Origin of the sequence: Nocardia vaccinii NBRC 15922 (assembly GCF_001613305.1) — a bacterium.
GTDB lineage: Bacteria > Actinomycetota > Actinomycetes > Mycobacteriales > Mycobacteriaceae > Nocardia > Nocardia vaccinii.
This window is the reverse complement of the sequence record NZ_BDCC01000052.1, coordinates 40862-59580: the sequence shown is the minus strand read 5'-3', so window position 1 is coordinate 59580 and position 18719 is coordinate 40862. Positions and strand designations below refer to the sequence as shown.

Here is an 18719-nt window from a genome sequence, read left to right as displayed (position 1 = left end):
CTACGTGCGGCCGACCGGCTGAGGCCACAGCTGCCCCGTCGCCACCGAGGCCGGTCACGACATCGACTACATCGCACTGGCCGGCGCACTCGCGACGGACCGAACGCTTCGCTGGCACGGACGCCTGCGGCGCACCGGTGCTCGAGATCGGGGAGGCGGCGCAGCATCCGCACCTGCGCTCCCGGATGTACGTCGACACCTCCACGGGACCCCGGATCCGCTCGGCCCCGCGCCTTCGAGCACCCGCGCGCCTTCTTCACCGCGCTGCCAGGGGAAGTTGTAGTCGGTGATCGTCACGACGTTCTTGCCCGAGGCCAGCAGGCGGCTCATCTCCTCGCGACGGCCACTGTCGTCGGGCATCGCACGCCGGCGTACACGACGATGTCCGCGTCGAGATCGTAGATCCGCTCCTTGTCGGTGGTGATCGTGACACCGATCGGCGCGTGCCCGATCAGGCTGGCGATGTCTTTCCCGTCCTTCTCGGGGCTGTACGCGAGACATGGACCAGCGCTGACCCACCGGTTCGCCGTCATCGCGCCAGGCCCGCCCCGATCCGCTCGAGTTGCTGACTGGGCACGCCGAGAGAGGCGTCGATCTGCTTGGCCCACAGGTAGTACCGGTGCGCGGGATAGGTCAGGTCGTTACCGAGGCCGCCGTGCACGTGGAGCATGGAGTGGCCGGTACGGTGACCCGCCTCCGAGGCCCACCACTTCGCGATCGCCGCCGCCTCGCTCGCATCCATATCCTGCGCAAGCTGCCACGCGGCGTGCCACAGGGTCACCCGGACGGCGCGCGTGTCCGTGTAGGCATCGGCACCACGCTTGAGCACCGACTGGAAGTACGTGAGCGGCCGCCCGAACTGGACGCGGGACGAGGTGTATTCGGCCGCCGCCCTGGTGGCGGCATCGAGCACCCCCAACTGCACCGCGCAGGCGGCGACCACGCAGTGCTGGTAGAGCCACTCGGCCGCCCCGGCGTCATCGACCAGCACCCCCAGCGCGCCGGCCAGCTCGACATGCGCGACGTGCTCCCGGCTCGAGGTGCGCGCCGGCGTGACGGTAACCCCGGGCGCGGCGCGCTCGACGAGAGCGACCGCGACAGCGCCGCTGTCGAGGAGTGCCGGCACCAGGAAATGGGTGGCCGCGCCTCCGCCGGGAACGCTGAGCTTCCGGCCGGTTACCTCGCCCTGCGCCGACACCGTCGTTCGCGGCCGCGTCGGCAGGTCAGGGCCGAGTTCGGCCAGTGCCGGCGCGACGATCGCGGTCCCGTCCACGACCCGCGGCAGCAACCGCTCGCGCAGCCCGGTCGAACCGAACCGCTCGACGAACATCCCGCCGACACCGGACGCCGCCAGTGGCGCGTGCACCACGTGCCGGCCCTGGACCTCCAACGCCGCGCAGAGCTCCAGGATCCCGCCTCCGGCGCCGCCGGCATCCTCGCCGATCCAGACGCCGGGCAGCCCCGACGCGGTCAGCGCATCCCACAGCGCCCGGTTCAGCTGCTCCGCCGAGGCCTCGGCCGCCGCAAGCCGCTCCTGCCCGCCGTGATCGGCGAAGACCTGCTCGGCGAGGCCGGCCGTTACGCTCTGCTGTTCGGAGAAGGTGAAGTCGATCAACGCACACCCCCGGTGTCCCGCTTCATGCCGATCCCCCGCCAGGCGATGATTTCCCGTTGCATGTCGTTCGTGCCGCCGCCGAAGGTGTTGATCTGCGACTCGCGCGCGGCGTGTTCGAGCTCCCCGTGCAGCAGCGCACCGGGAGAGCCGGCCGGGAGGTAGGACGCGGAGCCGAGTATGCCGAGCATCGTGCGATAGGCGTCCACAGTGGCCTCCGTGCCGAACACCTTGGTCGCGGACGCCTCGGCGTGGCCCGCGGCGCCCCGCGCCAGGCTCGCCGCCATGTCGAGGTTCACCAGGCGCACGGCACGCACCGTGGCCACGACGCGGGCGAGGTCGTTGCGCACCCACGGCTCGTCGATCGGCCTGCGGCCGTCCGGGCCGGCGGTGCGGCACCAGGCGAGAAGGTCGTCGTACAGTCGCTCGGCGAGCCCGACGAAGGCGGCCTGACCGACGCGTTCGCGATTCAGCGCGCTCGTGAGGAGCCGCCAGCCGTCGTTCTCCTGCCCGACGAGGTTCTCGACCGGTACCCGCACGTCCTGGTAGTAGGTGGCGGTGGTCGTGGTGCCGCCCACGGTGGCGATCGGCGACCAGCTGAACCCCGGCTGGTCGGTCGGCACGAGCATGATCGAAATGCCCTTGTGCTTGGGCGCTTCCGGGTCGGTCCTGGCCGCGAGCCAGATGTAGTCGGCGACCTGGGCCCGGGTGGTGAAGATCTTCGACCCGTTGACGACGTAGTGGTCACCGTCCCGGACGGCCCGCGTCCGCAGGGACGCGAGGTCGGTGCCCGCCTCGGGCTCGGAGTAACCGATCGCCAGCTGCAGTTCACCGCGCAGGATGGGAGGCAGGAAGCGGTTCTTCTGTTCCTCGCTGCCGTGTTCCATCAGCGTCGGCCCGACCGTGTTGAGGGTCGCGAAGTTCACCGGCGCCCACGCGCGCTTGACCTCGTCGAAGAAAATGTAGTCCTCGATCAGGCTCAGCCCACGCCCACCGTACTCTTTCGGCCAGCCGATACCGAGCCAGCCATCGTGCCCCATCTTCTTGACGAGTTCGAGGAACAGTTGGCTCGACTCCCCCTCACGAAGGAGCTGAGCACGCACATCGGGCGTCACCATCTCGCCGAGATACTTCCGAAGCTCGAACCGCAGTGCCTGCTGCTCCGACGTTTCCTGAAAATCCATTCGCATCCGCTCCTCGACGCGACAGCATTGGCCATCGAAGCTACCGACCAACTGGTTGATCCAGGGTCAATGTAGCAATGGTCACCTTGTGAAACAAGGTGTCCATTGCCGCACCGTGCCGGATTCTCCGTGACCTGCCGCCCGGGACCCCAGTGGGCGCGCCCTCCGGCCGCCCCCCGGCGGGTCACACCCGGGGGCAAGGATCGAGGAATAGTGTCGCACCCGGTGCCCGGCCCGCGACCGGACTGCCTCACGGGCGGTCACCTGGTCATGGGCCGGGCTCGTGCGGAGGTGCCGCGGGGACAGCCGCTCCCGGCCGCGTCTCAGGCGGAGAGCTGACCGAGGCTCGAGGTTATCTGGCCCAGGTCCAGGAAGGTCCGGTAACCGGGTGAAGAGTTGATCAGCGGCACGATGCAGTTGACCAGGCGCGCGGCGGTGACCTCACCCGCATCGGCCAGCGCGCTGCCGCGGCCGCCCTCGTTTCCCAGTGGGATGTCCACTCGCAGTGGTGTCGAGCCCTCGATGTCGATGCGGTACCCACCGTCATGCCCGACGGTCGGCCAGTCGGGGCCGGTGTGCGGGCCCATCCGGTTCACGTGTGTCGTGGTGAAGATCCGGCGGCCGCCCGCGACGCCGTGCTGATCGAAAATGTAGGCGCCGATCGTGCCCTTTTCGATCAGCCTGCCGCCCGGCGTCTCGTACGACTCGTCCGCGAGCCAGTAGTCGAAGTCGACGTCGATCGCGTCCAACTGCTGTCCGAACGCGTCGGCGAGCAGATGCGGCACGCCACCCCAGCCTTCCCGGATCCAGCTCTCGTGCCCGCCCTCCTGCAGCTCCTCGGGCCGCCTGCCGAACAGTGAGGTCAAGGGGCCACCGGTGTACGGGATGGCAAAGTAGTCCAGGATCTCCCAGGTACGGATCCGGTCCACGCGGCCTACCCCGCTGGACACGGCCACGGCGAGAGCGTCGGTGAAGAAGCCCGGGTCGACCCCGGTGAAGTGAATCGAACTCTCCCCCGTCCGGCAGGCCGCCTCGATCTCCCCCATGAACAGCTCCGGATCCGCCAGGTGACGGAAATGGGTCGGCGGGCACAGCGAGCTGACCACGTTCTTGCCGCTGCGCAGGATCCGCAGCGCGGTCTGGAAGTGCTCGTGCGAGAGCGTGCCGGGAACTGTCGGGTCGCGCTGCCCGGAATCGTGCGGGGTGAAGACCACGCAATCCGCGTCGAGCGCGAGAAGTGCCGACTCGTCGCATGTCGCCCGCACACCGATCGGTGGCCGTCGGACGAGATCGGCGACGTCTCGGCCCTCTTTCCGCGGGCTGTGACACTTCGCGCCCACCACCTGGAAACCGGGCCGGTCGAGCAGGTAGCGCAGCGCCGACCGGCCGACGAACCCGGTCGTCCACTGGACGACCCGATAGGGGCGCCCGTCACGTGGATCCGTGCCACGACCGTTCGTCGTCACTCGCCCGTCGTTGTGCTCGAATGCCCCGGCTTCCGCACCCGGCGCAGCGTTCATGGCCTTCTCCCGGCTCCCACCACGGCAGGCTTCGTCAGCGCCGCTCATGACGCTCGATCCGGAACCCCAGCGCTTCCAGATCCACCGTGTTCGGGGTGATCCCGTTTTCCCGGAGGACGTATTTCCTGATCTTGCCGAGGGCGTTCGTCGGCAGCTCGTCGACGATTTCGACGTAGCGTGGCACCGCGAAGTAGGGCAACTTATCCTTACAGTGCTCGAACAACTCGCCGGGCTGCAACTCCGCCCCGGCGTGCAGGACGACCACCGCTTTCACTTCGTCCTCGGTGAAGTCCGACGGGACACCCACGACGGCCACGGTGTCGACCGCCGGATGGGTGCGAATGACGCCCTCCACCGCGGCCGAGGAGATGTTCTCGCCGCGCCTGCGCAAAGCGTCGCTCTTGCGGTCCACGAAGTAGATGAACCCGTCTTCGTCCTGCGTCGCGAAGTCGCCCGTGTGGTGCCAGAGGTTACGGATCGACTTCACGGTCTCCTGCGGCTTCCCCCAGTAGCCCTGGAACATGACCTCAGGACGACGTGGGCGTGCCACGATCTCGCCCACGGTGCCCACCGGCACCGGCTCGTCGTTTTCGTCGACCAGTTGCACCTCGAGGTGGTCGACGGGCCTGCCGACACTCCCCCGGCGGCGTTCGTCGCTCAGCCTGCTGGTGGTGATGGGAACGCATTCCGTCTGACCGTAGCCTTCGGCGATCACCGGAACGTTGAAACGCTCCTTGAACTCGAGCTGGCGGTCGGGCCGCAGTGGCTGGAACTGCGCGAGGCGGAACGACCCGGTGGCGTCGTCGCTCGACTCCGGTTGCGCGAGCACCGCGAGTGCCATCGCCCCCACGCCCCACAGGAGGGTCGCCTTCTCTTCTCTGGCACGCTTCATGTAGGTCGAGGCACTGAACCTCGGCTCGTACACGACCTCCAGCGGCGCGACCAGGCCGCTCATCAGGATGATGATCTGGCCTGCCGTGTGAAAGAACGGGAACGCGGTGAAAATGCGGTCACCCGGCCGGATCCGGTCGCTGGCCAGGTACGAGCTGGGCACGTTGGTGTAGTTGCCGTGACTGAGCATGCAGCCCTTGGGGTTCCCCGTCGTCCCCGAGGTGTACAGCAGGCCCAGCAGATCCCGTGGACTCAGGTCGGGCTCGGGCACCCGGGTACCGATCGTCATGACCTCGGCGAACTGGTGCACGGCGACGCCGCCTACCGGTTCCGCCTCGCCATCGAGCAGGATGACGTGCCGGAGCGGGGTTTCGGACACGAACGGGCGCACCGTGTTCCACCCGGCCCGGTCCGCGACCAGCACGCTGACCCCGGCATCGACCAGCTGGTACTTGAGGAAGTCGCCCTTGAGGAACGTGTTCAGCCCGAGGTTGATCGCACCCGCCTGCGAGCAGGCCATGAGCGTGGCGAAGACCTCTTCACGAGTGTCGGAGAGGACACCGATCCGATCACCCTTTTCGACGCCCAATGCGGCGAAACCCGCCGCCAGGCGCTCGGCGCGGCCGGCCATGTCGCCGAACGTGATCCAGTCGTCGCTGCCGCACTTGACGAAGTTCCGGTCCGGCTCCTCATTGGCTCGACGGCGCAACACCTCGCGTACGACCCGCATCCCAACATCCATCGGTGCGAACATTCCTTACGTCCGGCGAGCGATCCGGGATCCGCTCGCGATCAATGTATTAAGTCAAGAGTCAATTTGAAAGCGGCCGGAGGCTCGCTCCGCCGTCGATCACGATCGTTTGCCCAGTGAGCCAGCTCGCCGCGTCGGAGACCAGGAAGAGCGCCATGTTCGCGATGTCGGCCGGCTGGCCGATCCGTTTCATCGGCAGCTTCGCCGCCCGCAGGTCGAGGGTCGGTCAGCGACTTCGCCATCGTGGTCTCCACAAGGCCGGGCGCGATCCCTGCCACCCGCACACCGGGAGCGAGTTCGTAGGCGAGCTGCTGTGTGAGATGAACCAGGGCGGCCTTGCTCATGTTGTACACGGCAAGGTTCTTCACGGTACGGAAAGCACCGATACTGGAAATGTTGAGGACGACCACGAGCGCCTGACGGTAGGCACACTGGGTCCACACGAGCGACCCACGCTGGTTCACTTCGATCGTCTTGTCGAATTGCGACGTCTCGATATCCATCACGCCGCCGTAGTAGGGGTTGGTCGCCGCATGTTGACGAGAATGTCGAGCCGCCCGAAGCGTCCCGGCGTCGCCTCGACGCACGCACCGGCGCTTCCGGGCTGCCCGCATCGGCCGCGAACACGTCGACGACACCATCGGGAAACTCGGCGGCCACCTGCTCCAGGCCCAGCAGTTTCCGTGACACCATCATGACCCGCGCCCCGGCGTCCACAAACGACTCCGTCATCGCGCGGCCGATTCCCCGGGAGGCCCCGGTCACGATCGCTACTTTGTCCTTCAATTGGAGCCGCACCAGACGTAACTCCCTTTCACGGCTGTCACCGCCTCAACCAACTACTCGGTTGAGAGTAGTTGGAGGTCCAGGTAACGTCAACAACGCCGGGCGCGGAACGAGATCGGTTACCCGAGGCCACAACGGGCCCGGGCCGGCCCGTCACCGCGTCCGGCCGGACACGAAGGAAAACGCGGTGGCCGACTGCGCAGGGGCCCCTGGGGACATCCGTTCGGCCGGCCCCGGGGGCGTGGCATGGTGCGCGACTTTCAGTACCCCCAGCAACCCACATACCGAAACGGACGTTCCCGAATGAGTTCTGAATCCCGCCACGCCTGGGCAGAATCAGGCGTCGAGATGGTCGCCCCCGACGTCTACCGCATTCCGTTGCCGCTTCCCAGCGACGGGCTGCGCGCGGTCAACGTCTACGCGATCCTCGACGACGGGGGCGTCACGCTGATCGACGCGGGCTGGGCACTCGCCGAGGCGAAGGCCGAGCTCGGCCGGGCCCTGAAGGGCCTCGATCGCGAATTCGGCGACATCCACGAGTTCTTCGTGACCCACGCGCACCGGGACCACTACACGATGGCCGTCGAAATCAGGCGACTGTTCGGCAGCGCTATAGCGATCGGTGAGCGGGAGCGCCAGAACCTGGCGTACATCAAGGGGGTCATCGACGGCACGACCGAACCCAGCTATCTCGCCAGGCTGCGCCGCGGCGGGGCGAGGAAACTGATGGACGAGGCCGCCGCCTCCCATCGACAGCAGCCCACCGCGGAACTGTGGGAAATGCCCGACCGGTGGCTGAACAACCACGCCGAACTCGACGTCGCCGGGCGGAAGCTCCGCGTGCTCGCGACCCCCGGCCACACCAGTGGCCACGTGGTTTTCCAGGACGCCGCGGCCGGGCTGCTGTTCGCCGGCGACCACGTACTCCCGCACATTACGCCGTCGATCGGCTTTCAGCCGGCACCGTATCTCGGGCCGCTGGCCGACTACCTCGACTCGCTCCGGCTGATGCTGACACTGCCCGACGCTCGCCTGCTGCCCGCACACGGCCCGGCGGGCGGGAGCGTCCACGCCCGCGTGCACGAGCTGCTCGAGCATCACGAGCGGCGGCTCACCGAGACGTTGGAAGGCATCGGTGAAACGGCCACCGCGTACGAGGTCGCGCAGCTCATCCCGTGGACCCGCCGCGAGCTGGCCTTCACCGAGCTGAGCGTCTTCGACCAGGTTCTGGCCGTGAACGAGACCGGAGCGCATCTGGACGTACTCGTCACGCGCGGCCAGGCCACGAGTGAGCAGGGCGAGGACGAAGCACTCGTGTACCGACGGCGCTGAACCCGAGCAGTGCCCTGCCCCGGACGAAACGGACCAGGGCGCCTTCATGCCCGGTGGGCGACGGTCAGTGGCGTTCGATCAGGGTTCCGGTGCCCAGCCCGCCGCAACAGCACATGGTGACCAGGCGCGAACCGGCCGTCGACGTATTCGAGCTCGTTGAGCCTCTTGGTCACCAGCACGGCTCCAGTCGCGCCGCCTGCTCGCTCGTTGGACTCAACCGACTCCCCCCAACCAACCTATTGGTTGAGACTATGGCTCGAAAGGCCGCACTGTCCAAGATCCTTTGCCCGATGTGGCCGAGGTGACAGCTGGGTCGGCGCTGCCTCGGCGACCACTACGGCCAGACCGCGAGGTACCGGTTGTCGTACGTCTCGCCGTTGACGACACCCGCTCCAGCGGCAGGCGCGGGCCCAGCATGTCCGACAGCGCCAGCTCGCCCTTGCGGAAGTGCTCGACGACGGCCCTCGAAGTGAGTCGGTCCGAGGCAGGTCTCGAGTTCGCAGTCGCGAGACCGGCGGTAGCCTTCCGGAATGCAGGCTGCTGGCCGAATGGCCACCCGGTGAGCCCGAGCCACCGATTACCGGCTGTCCGCCCTGCCCGCCGACACTCCGATCAAGACACTGGTGCGACTGGCCAAGATCCGCTGGCGGATCGAACACGACTAAGCCCGACACGCCGTGCGCTAACCCCGACGATTCAAGCTCTGTAGCGCCCGGACGAACGGCTCGCCGCGCTCCCGATTGCGACTCGTCGCGGTCTCAATGCCGGTGCCTCCGGCGGATCCAGTGACGATCGCTACGCGACCTTGCAGACGAGCCTGATCCCTCGACTACCTCGTCAGCACCGACCGGTACCGCAATGAGACATCGTATCTGGCCGACGTGATCGTGCCGGTGCCGCAAATTCGGACGAAATCGCAGCGGGACTCAAATTCTCTCTGTACACCTACCGCGATTTCTTCTGTTACTCGCCGCAACTCGTCGAATTGCTTCCGGAATTGGAGCCCGCCGACTGTTCCGCTGGGCATGGATCGCGCGTGTTCGCTCGCTATCGATCACGGTCATCACCTACCGCCAATACTTGACCAACTAGTGGGTCGGGAGCTAACGTTCGGATCGAAGGCGTCACTAGTGGCGAGGCGCCTGGGACGCACCTGATGAAACGAGGTCAGCTGTGAAGACTGCCGCCATCGTTTGTCGGCAAATGGGAGGAAACTGGGAGCTCGCCGACCTCGAACTCGATCCGCCCCGCGCCGGCGAGGCGCTCGTCAGGGTCGCCTACGCGGGACTGTGCTACTCCGACGAGCACATCAGGAAGGGCACGGAGCAGCTTCCCGGTGGCATTCTTTCCATGTACTCCAAGCGAATACTCGGCTCGCTCTACGGCGGCTGCAACCCGCGCAACGACATTCCGAAATTTCTCGGCCTGTATCGGACCGGGCACCTCGAACTCGATGAGCTGATAACGCACCGATACGACCTGGCTGAGGTTGGCCAGGGCAATCAGGATCTCGACGAGGGCAAGCTCATCCGGGGACTGGTCGCCATCAATCCGCAATGAGCAACGCCTGGTCGTTCTCCGCTGGATCATGTGCCCCGACTCGAATTCATCAATCCGCCAGTATTGGAGAACGCAAATGACATTGGCAACCTCGATGAGTTTCGTCGGAGGCCAGTTCATCCACGCTCACTCGCAGCAGACGTGCACAGTCGTCAACCCCGCGACCGAAGAAAAGATCGGAGAGATCGTCGATAGCGACGCCCAGGACGTCGACACTGCGGTTCGCTCCGCGCACGAGGCGTTCATCTCTTCGGGATGGGCTGAACTGCGGGGCGAGGACCGAGCACAATACATTGACAAGCTCGCCGACGCCTTCGAGGCCCGTAGTTCCCAGATCGCGATGTCGCTCACCGAGCAGAACGGCATGCCGATCTCGATGTCGTCCTACCTGAACGGACCGCTGGTCGTTCAGGCCTACCGGTACTTCGCGAACCTCGCTCGCGAACTCCCCATCGAAGAAACTCGCGTCAGCGACGGCGCCACCGGCATCGTGCGCCGCCAGCCCGTGGGCGTATCGGGTCTCATCGTGCCCTGGAACTCGCCCCACATCATCCTGGCCTGGAAGCTCGGTGCCGCGCTCGCCGCCGGGTGCACGACGGTGATCAAACCCGCTCCCGAGACCTCGCTCGACATGAACGCCTTCGCCGCCGCGGTGATCGAGGCCGGCCTTCCGAACGGCGTGGTCAACATCGTGACCGGCGGCCGGGAGACCGGCGCGGCGCTCGTCGCGCATCCGCTCGTCTCGAAGATCGCGTTCACGGGATCGACCGCGGCAGGGAAGATCATCGCGGCCGAGGCCGGCGCGCAGCTCAAGCGCGTGACACTGGAACTGGGCGGCAAATCCGCCGCGATCGTGCTCGACGACGCCGACCTCGATGCGGTGGCCCGGGTGGTCGTCCCCCTCTGTTCTCCCTACTCGGGCCAGGTCTGTGTGTCCAACACGCGGATCCTCGCACCCCGCACGCGCTACGACGAGATCGTCGAGATGGTGGCCGAGGCGATGCGAGCCGGGCAGGTCGGCGACCCGAAGGACCCCGGCACCGCGTTCGGGCCACTGGTCGCCGATCGGCAGCGGGCCCGTGTTGAATCCTATGTCGAGCTCGGAAAGAGCGAAGGTGCCGAAATCGTTCTCGGCGGTGGACGGCCCAAGGATCTGAACCGGGGCTTCTACTTCGAACCGACTGTGTTCAGGCATGTGTCTAACTCGATGCGAATCGCGCAGGAGGAGATTTTCGGCCCGGTCCTCGCGGTGATCCCCTACGACACCGACGACGAAGCGGTTGCCATTGCCAACGATTCGGACTATGGGCTGTCGGGTTCGGTCCTGACCGGCGACGCCGAGCGCGGGCTCGCGCTCGCCCGGCGAATCGACGCCGGCCAGGTCCGGGTGAACACGATGGTGTCCGGAAACGACTTCCCGTTCGGCGGATTCAAGCAGAGCGGGCTGGGTCGCGAACTGGGCCCCGAGGGCATCCAGCCGTACCTGGAGTTGAAGACGATCTATCCCATGCAGCAGGGCAGCAGTACTGCCAAAAGTCCGTTAACCGCTGAGTAGCCGGAGGTCGTTGGATTGAGCGCGAAACTGGGTGCCATCGCGGTGCCGTTGAACGCGTATCTCAAAGGCGAGTTCCTGCGGTACCAACTGCATGACGCGGACCCGTCGGTGGTGATCGTCGATGCCGCTGCCACGGAGACCGTGGCACGGCTGAATCTGGACCTGACCGGACTGAAAGCCCTCATCGGCGTGGGGCGATTCGACGGGCCGGATCCACGGCCCGATATCGACTACGAGGACCTTCTGGAAACCGGCCACGCCACACCGGCCGTGGCGGTGCGTCCCCAGGACCCGATAGCGATCTTTTACACCTCGGGAACCACCGGTATGCCGAAGGGTTGTCTCATCGCGCACGGATATGCGTTCAACGGTGCCCGGGCATGTACGTCGACCAGCGTGACTTCTGGAACTTCATAGCCAGCCCACGTTATCTTCAAAAGTTCTGCGTCGGCGGGGCGCAGGTCGACCAATTCGGCAACATGAACAACACCGTGATCGGGCAGGACTATCACCACCCCAAGGTCCGCCTGCCCGGCACAGCCGGGCTGGCCGATATGGGCTCGATGCCCAAGCGGCTGCTGTACTGGGTGAACGACCACAGTCCGCGAACCCTGGTCGATCGCGTCGATTTCCGGTCGGCAGCAGGATTCCTCGGCGGTTACGGTGAACGCGCCCAGCTCGGCCTGGCCGGCGGCCCCGAACTCGTCGTCACCAACCTCGCCGTGTTCGACTTCGCGCCCGACAGCCAGCGAATGCGCCTGAAGTCCCTTCATCCCGGCGTAACCCTGGAGCAGGTTCTCACGGCCACAGGCTTCGAACCGGTACTTCCCGAGTCGATCGGCACCACACCGGCACCCTCACCCCAGCAGTTACGGCTCATTCGTGAGGTCATCGACCCCGACGGCCGCCGCTACCACCAACGGACCCGCTGACCCCCGCCCCGGGCGCGGCCATCCAGCCGCCACCCCGATGGAGACATACTGTGACCCTCAAAAGCAAGATCCACGTCGCCAAGACGATGACACGAATCGGCACCCACCTCGTAACCGAGCGGCTGACCGGAAGCGGATCGCATGGGTCTGTTCGATTGGCAGTGCATGGCCGTCGGCGGCTGGGCCAAGGATGTCGCCTATACCATCGCCGCGGCGCTGACGGTCGAGGATCGTCGTGCGTATGAACGGGACCTGATCGCACACTACGTGGAATCGCTGCACCGGCAGGGCGTGAGGTCCCTCGACTTCGACCAAGCTTGGCTCGCCTACCGGCAGCAGACCCTGCACGCTCTGCTTTTCTGGCTCTACACCATAGGTTACGGACCCCTGCAGCCGAAGATGCAGCCGGACGACATCTGCCTCGCCAACATCGAGCGAATGGCCCAGGCCACAATCGATCTCGACTCCCTTACCGCACTCGAATCATGAATGAGAGGTTTCAGTCCAAAGCTGCCACGACACCGGTACGGATGAGTTCGCCGACGGCCGGGTCGTCGTAACCCACTTCTCGCAATATCGCCCTGGTGTCGGCCCCCAGTTCAGGGGCCGGACCACCTGTTCGCCCCGGAGTCCGGCTGAAGCGCGGCGCCGCCGCCGGTTGCGTGACGCCATTCACCTCGAGGTAGGTCTCGCGGGCTGTCAGGTGTGGGTGCGTCGCCGCTTCCGCAGGCGTGAGCACGGGAACGACACAAGCGTCGGTGCCCTCGAAGATCTTCATCCACTCATCTCTCGAACGGGTCAGGAACCGCTCGGCGATCCGCGTTCGGAGCTGGTCGCGCTCCCGGCGGTCCGGCGGGTCCTCGAGTCCCAGCCCGTCGATGAACGCGTCATAGAACTGTGATTCGAGGGCACCGACCGCGATGAACGTCCCGTCCGAGCACTCGTAGGTGGAGTACTCCGGCCGGCTGCCGTCGAGCAGATTCGCACCGCGCTCGGCAGTCCAGAGGCTCTGTGACCGCATGCCGAAGAGATTCGCCAGCAACACGGCCGTCCCGTCCACGATCGCCGCGTCGACGACCTGGCCCTTTCCCGACCGCAGAGCGTCGAACAGTCCGCATACGAGCCCATAAGCCAGCAAATAGCCGCCGCCCCCGAAGTCCCCGACGAGATTCAGCGGCGGAGCCGGCGGGCGGTCGGCATGCCCCATCGAGTAAAGCGCGCCCGTCAATGCGATGTAGTCGATATCGTGACCGGCGGTGTGCGCCAGCGGCCCGTGCTGTCCCCATCCGGTGATCCGGCCGTAGACCAGGCGTGGATTGCGTTCCAGGCACGGCTCCGGCCCGACGCCGAGCCGCTCGGCGACACCCGGACGGAAACCTTCGATCAGCCCGTCCGCGTTCTCCACGAGCCGCAACACGACCTCGGCCCCGCCCTCGGCCTTCAAATCGACCACTACGGACCGCCTGCCGCGCTCGAGGATCGACTGGGCCGCGGCGTACCTCGTGTCCCCGGGGCGAGACACCCGGACCACGTCGGCTCCCATGTCGGCCAGCACCATCCCGGCGAACGGCCCGGGGCCTATACCGGCCAGCTCGACGATTTTCACACCACTCAGCGGACCGCTTCCGGCTGACAATTGGGCCTCCGACTATGCGTGGGAACGAAGCTCGGGCAGAACCTGATCGGCGATCGTCTGGATGACCCGCGCGCGGGCGTCCGGTGGCGCGGCGACCTGCATGATCACGGTCTCGGCCCCGGCATCGGCGAACTCGGAAAGCCGGCGAAGGGCCGACGCAGGACTGCCCACTATGAGGTAACGGTCGGCCATCGCCTGGAAGTCCTGCTGATAGGCGGCACTGACCTCCTCGATACCGGTGCGGCGCGCCCAGTGTTCGTCCTCATCGACGCACATCCAGGCAAACACCGCTCCGCGCACCTCCTCGGCCTGGCGACCGGCCTCGACCGCCGCCCCACGCACCTTGGCGATACCGCTCGCCATCATCTCCGGTGTCACCAGATAGGGCAGCCACACATCCGCGAACCGGCCCGCGCGTCGGATGGCCTTGTCTTTGCGGCCGCCGAGCCAGATCGGCGGTCCGTCCGGCCGGCTCGGCGGCGGGTTCAGCGCCACGTCGTGAAGCTTGGTGAACTCGCCCTCGAACCGCACGGACCGACCGGTGAAGAGCAGGCGAAGCACCGTCAAGCCCTCGTCCATCCGGCGGAAGCGTGTCGCCGGGTCGACACCGACCGCGGCGAACTCGGCGGGGAACTCTCCGCCGGCTCCCAAACCGAGTTCCAAGCGGCCCTGCGATGCCTGGTCGAGGCTGGCGGCCAGCTTGGCCAACAGCGCCGCGGGATACAGCGGAAGCAAGGCGATGGTGCTGACGAGCCGAATGTGCTCGGTGGCTCCCGCGGCAACCGCGAGTTGAACGAACGTGCTGGGCACCGGACGGCGAAAGAACACGTGATCGCCCGAAGCCAGCAGGTCGAAACCCAGTTTTTCGGCCAGCCGGGCATCGTGCACAGCCGAGGCCGGATCCACATTGACGAGCCCGGCTCTCAAGGGAATAGTCATCGCTCGCCTACCCCGCGGTCAGTACGAACGTGGAAGGTCGAGGCTGTGGATGGCAACGTAGTTCAGCGCCATCTCCCGGCTCACCGGCGCACTCCGCGCAAGCCGGGTCAGACCCCACAGATGCGCGATCCCGAATTCCGTCGCATAGGCATTGCCGCCATGGGTCTGGATCGCGGCTTCGAAGCAGTCGATCGACGCGTCGGCAGACGCGAGCTTCGACATGTTGGCCGCTTCCCCCGCATCGAGACCGTTGTCATACAGCCACGCCGCCCGCGTAGTGGCAAGCCGAGCCAGCTCGAGCTTGACCTTCGCCGCGGCAAGCGGATGAGCGATCCCCTGATGCGCCCCGATCGGCACGTCCCAGACCTGCCGGTCACGGGCATAAGCGGTGGCACGGTCCAGGAAATACCGGCCAAGTCCGGTGGCCTTCGCCGATGCCGTGATGCGCTCCGGATTGAGTCCGGCGAACATCTGCTTGAGGCCGGCCCCGTCCGTCGCCCCGACGAGACCCTCCGCCGGGACGACGACGTCGTCCAGCGAGAGGAGGAACTGCTTCTCCGGCTCGACGATCTCCATCTCGATCGGCTTCTTCACGAAACCTGACGCATCGGCGTCGACGATGAACAGCGACAGAACACCGCGGCCATTCTCCCTGGTGCCGGTCTTGGCCACCACGAGCACCGCATCCGCCTGGTCCACACCCGTCGTGTAGTACTTGGAGCCGTTGAGTATCCAACGGTCCCCGTCCTTCCTCGCCCTGGTCGCGATCTTGTGTGAATTGGATCCGGCGTCGGGCTCGGTGATGGCGAAGCACATCTTCGCCCGGCCCTCGGCAAGTCTCGGCAGCCAGTCGTCCCGCTGGGCCGGGGTGCCGTGCGCGGCCAGCACGGAGCCACAAATACCCGACGAGACAACCTGCATCAACAATGGACAACCGGCCGCGCAGAGTTCCTCGACGATAATCGCCAGCTCCTGAATTCCCCGGCCGCCGCCCCCAAATTCCTCCGGGATATTCACCGCACCGAAGCCATTGGCGAAGACCGCGTCCCACAACTCACCCATCCCGCGGCCATCACGGGACCGTTCCAGGAAATAACGGTGCCCGAAGCCGGCCGCCAACTTCGCAATAGCCGCTCGCAACATCGAATGTTCGCTGCTCTCAGCAAAGTCCACGCGCATCTCCAAGACACTGGCTGGTCGAATTCAATTCGAAGCTACCAGCGGCACAAAAAAGAGTCAACCAACGGGTTGGTCATAATCGGTATGCACCGAGGCACGCCCGCCGAGGACACCGCGCCGCCGCGCAGAGAGCTGTCGACGCCACAGGCGCACGGGCACCTACTCGCGGCCATGGCCGACACTCCTGTCCGCACCCGACCGGATCACGGACCTTCTGGTCGAACTCACCCAATAGCCACGGGTACCGCCACCGCACCACCCGTACGACCACTTGGTCGGTTAACATATAAGCCCGTGGCTCAACCGAAACAGGCGACTCCCAGAGGTTCGAATCGCAAACAGGACATCCTCCGAGTGGCGACCGACCTCTTCCGGACGAGGGGCTATCACGGCACCCGAATGGACGACGTCGCGGAGGCCGCCCAGCTCAACAAGGCGACTCTGTACCACTACTACGAGAGCAAGGCCTCGATCCTCTTCGACCTCTACCTCAAGGCGACGGACGAGATCACCGCGATCCTCGACGAGGCGGAGAGCGCCGCATCACCGGCCGACCAGCTCAAAAATTACGTCTTCAGCACCTTTGAGCTCATCTCTTCCGATCTCGCGCAAGCCGCGGTGTACTTTCAGGAATCACCATTCCTCGACCAGTGGCTCGCCGCGGATCAGGTAACCGAGATTCGCAAACGAGAGCAAAACTTCGAGCGCCACGTACGCGGCATCCTGCAGCGAGGTATCGCGGGCGGAGAATTCCAGAACTACGATCTGACCATGCTCACGGTCGGGTTCATCGGCATGACGAGCTGGTTCTACCGGTGGTATGACCCGAACAGCCGGTACAGCCCGCGCGATGTCGCTCACGAGTTCAGCAGGATATTCCTCGGCGGACTACTGGTCGACAGGTCCGCGGTACCGGCCAAGCCCGCCCGCCGACGGGCCCAGCCGCGCCGGGCCAACCGCTCGGCATGACCGGACGGTGCGCCATCCGTCGACGGATGGCGGGCCGGCTCCTCGTCGTGCCGACGGTGCGCCGCCTTGGCACCGGTGTACGACGCCCGGACCTGGTCATCGGCCAGCATGTCCCTCGGGCGACCGAACGGGCGATACCGATCAACCGGCGTTGAGCGAAGGAGAGCACATCGGGCCTACGGTCCAGCACGCCTTCCAAGTCGAAGTCCGCGATGGCGGTCAGCGCCGCATCGGATAGCACCGATCTCTTCGGCAGGAACATGTCGCGCACGGCTGTGAACATTGACCATGGCTCGCACGCCACCGCCAGGTTGTCGCGCACGGTGAGATCTTCGAACAGTTCGATCGACTGGAACGACCGGGTGACGCCGAGGCTTGCTCGCGCTTCGGCGCGGAGTCGGTCGATGCGCCGCCCGCCGAGCGTGATCGTTCCCTTGGGGGGAGTTGGCCATAAGTTCCGCGACGGTCGCCGGACTGCGCTCCGGCGTTCTGGTCGCCGCCAGCCGGGCGACACGGACGCGACGACTGCGCCGCTTGGCTGCGCTACAGCGCGACTTCGACCTCATCGCGGCCACCGCACACGCCTATGACGCCCGTCCGTACACCCGCAATGCGAGCGACCTTATCGATCTCGAAGACCTGGTCGAGATCGTCCCCATCTGACTTTGAGACAAGCGCGAACCTGCTCAGTGGCGTTCGATCAGGGTGCCGGTGCCGAGGCCACCGCCACAGCACATGGTGATCAGGGCGAAGCGGCCGTCGACGCGTTCGAGTTCGTTGAGCGCCTTGGTCACCAACACAGAACCACTGGCGCCGAGCGGATGCCCGAGGGCGATCGCGCCACCGTTGGGGTTCACCCGTTCCATATCGGCCTTCAGCTCACGCGCCCAGGCGACCACGACGGAGGCGAACGCCTCGTTGATCTCGATCACATCGAGATCCTGCATCGTGAGCCCATTGCGGTCGAGGAGCTGGCGAGTCGCGTCGATCGGGCCGGTGAGCATGAGTTCGGGATCCACGCCCACCACGACGGTGTCCCGGATGGTAGCCCGAGCCCGCAAGCTCAGCGCTTCGGCGCGGGCCGCGGTCGTCATCAGGATAGCGGCCGCACCGTCGGAGATCTGCGAGGAAGTCCCGGCGGTGTGCACGGCGTCATCGCGACCCACCGCCTTGAGCCCCGCGAGCGTATCCAGGCTCGTCGGGCGCAGGCCCTCGTCTCGATCTACCCGCACATGCTGATCCGTCGGCTTGCCATCCGGACCTGGTACCGGGGCATCGACCGGCACGATCTGGTCGGTGAAGCGCCCCTCGGCCCACGCCCTGGCCGCGCGTTCCTGCGATATAACGCCCAGCTCGTCCGCGTCGCGCCGGGTGACCTTCCACTGCGCGGCGATCCGTTCGGCCGCCTCGAACTGGCTCACGAAGTTGTAATGGCGCCGGTAGCCGCGATTGATGGGGCGACCGAAATCACCACTCGAGTTTGCTCCGATCGGGATACGGCTCATTGCCTCGACGCCGCAAGCAACCGCGACGTCCACGGTGCCGGACGCGGCCAGCGACGCGGCAAGGTTGACCGACTGCTGCCCCGACCCACACTGAGCGTCGACCGTGGTCGCGGCCACCGTATACGGCAGCCCGGCGGCCAGCCACGCGGTCCGGGTGACGTTGAACGACTGCTCGCCGATCTGCGACACACACCCGCCGACGACCTGCCCGACCTGCGCGGGATCGATGCCGGTGCGTGCGATGAGACCGGCATGTGCCGTCGCCAGCAAGTCGACCGGATGCACCGGAGCCAGCCCTCCCTTGCGGCGTCCGATGGGTGTCCGCACCGCATCGATGATGACGATCTGACTATCCCGCATAGTTCCTG

The 18719-nt window shown here is 66.4% G+C and carries 18 protein-coding genes and 2 pseudogenes; 9 read left to right on the top strand and 11 right to left on the bottom strand.

What is annotated here, in order from left to right; all coding sequences use genetic code 11:
• Positions 1–326: 326 nt before the first annotated feature.
• The 7 genes and pseudogenes from NV1_RS28785 to NV1_RS46965 form a co-directional block, all read right to left on the bottom strand.
• Positions 327–533, bottom strand: coding sequence for a hypothetical protein (locus NV1_RS28785; protein WP_067898211.1), 207 nt, complete (start codon positions 531–533; stop codon positions 327–329).
• Positions 530–1615: an acyl-CoA dehydrogenase family protein gene (locus tag NV1_RS28780; RefSeq protein ID WP_169813432.1), complete on the bottom strand. Its 1086-nt coding sequence runs from the start codon at positions 1613–1615 to the stop codon at positions 530–532. Before NV1_RS28780 ends, NV1_RS28785 begins: the two co-directional genes overlap by 4 nt.
• Complete coding sequence (locus NV1_RS28775; protein ID WP_067898208.1) at positions 1612–2796, bottom strand: acyl-CoA dehydrogenase family protein; 1185 nt, start codon at positions 2794–2796, stop codon at positions 1612–1614. The genes NV1_RS28780 and NV1_RS28775 overlap by 4 nt, the downstream gene beginning before the upstream one ends.
• Positions 2797–3119: 323 nt before the next feature.
• Positions 3120–4316, bottom strand: coding sequence for an NAD(P)H-dependent amine dehydrogenase family protein (locus NV1_RS28770; protein ID WP_067898205.1), 1197 nt, complete (start codon positions 4314–4316; stop codon positions 3120–3122).
• A 34-nt stretch (positions 4317–4350) separates the two neighbouring features.
• Positions 4351–5961, bottom strand: a complete 1611-nt coding sequence (locus NV1_RS28765; protein WP_067898202.1) for an AMP-binding protein — start codon at positions 5959–5961, stop codon at positions 4351–4353.
• A 38-nt stretch (positions 5962–5999) separates the two neighbouring features.
• Entirely contained in the window at positions 6000–6572 is a 573-nt protein-coding gene (locus tag NV1_RS45210; RefSeq protein ID WP_444980813.1) for an SDR family oxidoreductase, read from the bottom strand.
• Between the two features lies 1 nt (position 6573).
• A pseudogene (locus tag NV1_RS46965) lies at positions 6574–6723 on the bottom strand (SDR family NAD(P)-dependent oxidoreductase); the annotation flags it as partial.
• 324 nt (positions 6724–7047) lie between these two features.
• Here NV1_RS46965 and NV1_RS28755 point away from each other — a divergent pair.
• The 7 genes and pseudogenes from NV1_RS28755 (at position 7048) to NV1_RS28730 (ending at position 12612) form a co-directional block, all read left to right on the top strand.
• Complete coding sequence (locus NV1_RS28755; protein WP_067898199.1) at positions 7048–8076, top strand: MBL fold metallo-hydrolase; 1029 nt, start codon at positions 7048–7050, stop codon at positions 8074–8076.
• A 513-nt stretch (positions 8077–8589) separates the two neighbouring features.
• A pseudogene (locus NV1_RS47240) lies at positions 8590–8738 on the top strand (IS701 family transposase); the annotation flags it as partial.
• 511 nt (positions 8739–9249) lie between these two features.
• Complete coding sequence (locus NV1_RS28750) at positions 9250–9636, top strand: hypothetical protein (RefSeq protein ID WP_157117435.1); 387 nt, start codon at positions 9250–9252, stop codon at positions 9634–9636.
• Positions 9566–11191 (top strand): aldehyde dehydrogenase, encoded by a 1626-nt coding sequence (locus tag NV1_RS28745; protein WP_307630363.1) that lies wholly within the window; start codon positions 9566–9568, stop codon positions 11189–11191. Before NV1_RS28750 ends, NV1_RS28745 begins: the two co-directional genes overlap by 71 nt.
• Positions 11192–11206: 15 nt before the next feature.
• The gene (locus NV1_RS28740) at positions 11207–11608 is read left to right on the top strand and encodes an AMP-binding protein (protein ID WP_067898190.1); all 402 of its coding nucleotides are present in this window, start codon (positions 11207–11209) and stop codon (positions 11606–11608) included.
• Complete coding sequence (locus NV1_RS28735; protein WP_084525873.1) at positions 11572–12123, top strand: CoA-transferase; 552 nt, start codon at positions 11572–11574, stop codon at positions 12121–12123. Before NV1_RS28740 ends, NV1_RS28735 begins: the two co-directional genes overlap by 37 nt.
• Positions 12124–12264: 141 nt before the next feature.
• Positions 12265–12612 carry a protein kinase family protein gene (locus NV1_RS28730; protein WP_067898184.1) on the top strand — a complete coding sequence of 116 codons (348 nt, stop codon included), beginning with the start codon at positions 12265–12267 and terminating at the stop codon, positions 12610–12612.
• Between the two features lie 10 nt (positions 12613–12622).
• Here the strand turns inward: NV1_RS28730 and NV1_RS28725 are convergent, their stop codons facing one another.
• Genes NV1_RS28725 through NV1_RS28715 form a run of 3 tightly spaced genes read right to left on the bottom strand, consistent with a single transcriptional unit; the run spans position 12623 to position 15871 of the window.
• The gene (locus NV1_RS28725; RefSeq protein ID WP_281181906.1) at positions 12623–13729 is read right to left on the bottom strand and encodes a CaiB/BaiF CoA transferase family protein; all 1107 of its coding nucleotides are present in this window, start codon (positions 13727–13729) and stop codon (positions 12623–12625) included.
• Positions 13730–13771: 42 nt separating this feature from the next.
• A complete protein-coding gene (locus NV1_RS28720; protein WP_067898178.1) occupies positions 13772–14698 on the bottom strand; it encodes an LLM class flavin-dependent oxidoreductase in 927 nt (308 codons plus the stop codon).
• Between the two features lie 18 nt (positions 14699–14716).
• A complete protein-coding gene (locus tag NV1_RS28715; protein WP_067898247.1) occupies positions 14717–15871 on the bottom strand; it encodes an acyl-CoA dehydrogenase family protein in 1155 nt (384 codons plus the stop codon).
• Positions 15872–16231: 360 nt separating this feature from the next.
• Between NV1_RS28715 and NV1_RS44685 the strand changes: the two genes are divergently transcribed.
• On the top strand, positions 16232–16846 hold the full coding sequence (locus NV1_RS44685; protein ID WP_169813429.1) for a TetR/AcrR family transcriptional regulator: 615 nt from the start codon (positions 16232–16234) through the stop codon (positions 16844–16846).
• 444 nt (positions 16847–17290) lie between these two features.
• Positions 17291–17509: a PIN domain-containing protein gene (locus NV1_RS28705; protein ID WP_218027230.1), complete on the top strand. Its 219-nt coding sequence runs from the start codon at positions 17291–17293 to the stop codon at positions 17507–17509.
• A gap of 23 nt (positions 17510–17532) precedes the next feature.
• On the opposite strand, the gene NV1_RS28700 is transcribed toward NV1_RS28705, so the two are convergent.
• The gene (locus tag NV1_RS28700; protein ID WP_067898171.1) at positions 17533–18711 is read right to left on the bottom strand and encodes a steroid 3-ketoacyl-CoA thiolase; all 1179 of its coding nucleotides are present in this window, start codon (positions 18709–18711) and stop codon (positions 17533–17535) included.
• Positions 18712–18719: the final 8 nt, after the last annotated feature.

What these genes read in the sequence shown, in the direction of transcription:
- NV1_RS28785 (WP_067898211.1), bottom strand. Translation starts at nt 533, where the DNA reads ATGACGGCGAACCGGTGGGTCAGCGCTGGTCCATGTCTCGCGTACAGC.
- NV1_RS28775 (WP_067898208.1), bottom strand. Translation starts at nt 2,796, where the DNA reads ATGGATTTTCAGGAAACGTCGGAGCAGCAGGCACTGCGGTTCGAGCTT.
- NV1_RS28770 (WP_067898205.1), bottom strand. Translation starts at nt 4,316, where the DNA reads ATGAACGCTGCGCCGGGTGCGGAAGCCGGGGCATTCGAGCACAACGAC.
- NV1_RS28765 (WP_067898202.1), bottom strand. Translation starts at nt 5,961, where the DNA reads ATGTTCGCACCGATGGATGTTGGGATGCGGGTCGTACGCGAGGTGTTG.
- NV1_RS45210 (WP_444980813.1), bottom strand. Translation starts at nt 6,572, where the DNA reads ATGCGGGCAGCCCGGAAGCGCCGGTGCGTGCGTCGAGGCGACGCCGGG.
- NV1_RS28755 (WP_067898199.1), top strand. Translation starts at nt 7,048, where the DNA reads ATGAGTTCTGAATCCCGCCACGCCTGGGCAGAATCAGGCGTCGAGATG.
- NV1_RS28735 (WP_084525873.1), top strand. Translation starts at nt 11,572, where the DNA reads ATGTACGTCGACCAGCGTGACTTCTGGAACTTCATAGCCAGCCCACGT.
- NV1_RS28730 (WP_067898184.1), top strand. Translation starts at nt 12,265, where the DNA reads ATGGGTCTGTTCGATTGGCAGTGCATGGCCGTCGGCGGCTGGGCCAAG.
- NV1_RS28720 (WP_067898178.1), bottom strand. Translation starts at nt 14,698, where the DNA reads ATGACTATTCCCTTGAGAGCCGGGCTCGTCAATGTGGATCCGGCCTCG.
- NV1_RS28700 (WP_067898171.1), bottom strand. Translation starts at nt 18,711, where the DNA reads ATGCGGGATAGTCAGATCGTCATCATCGATGCGGTGCGGACACCCATC.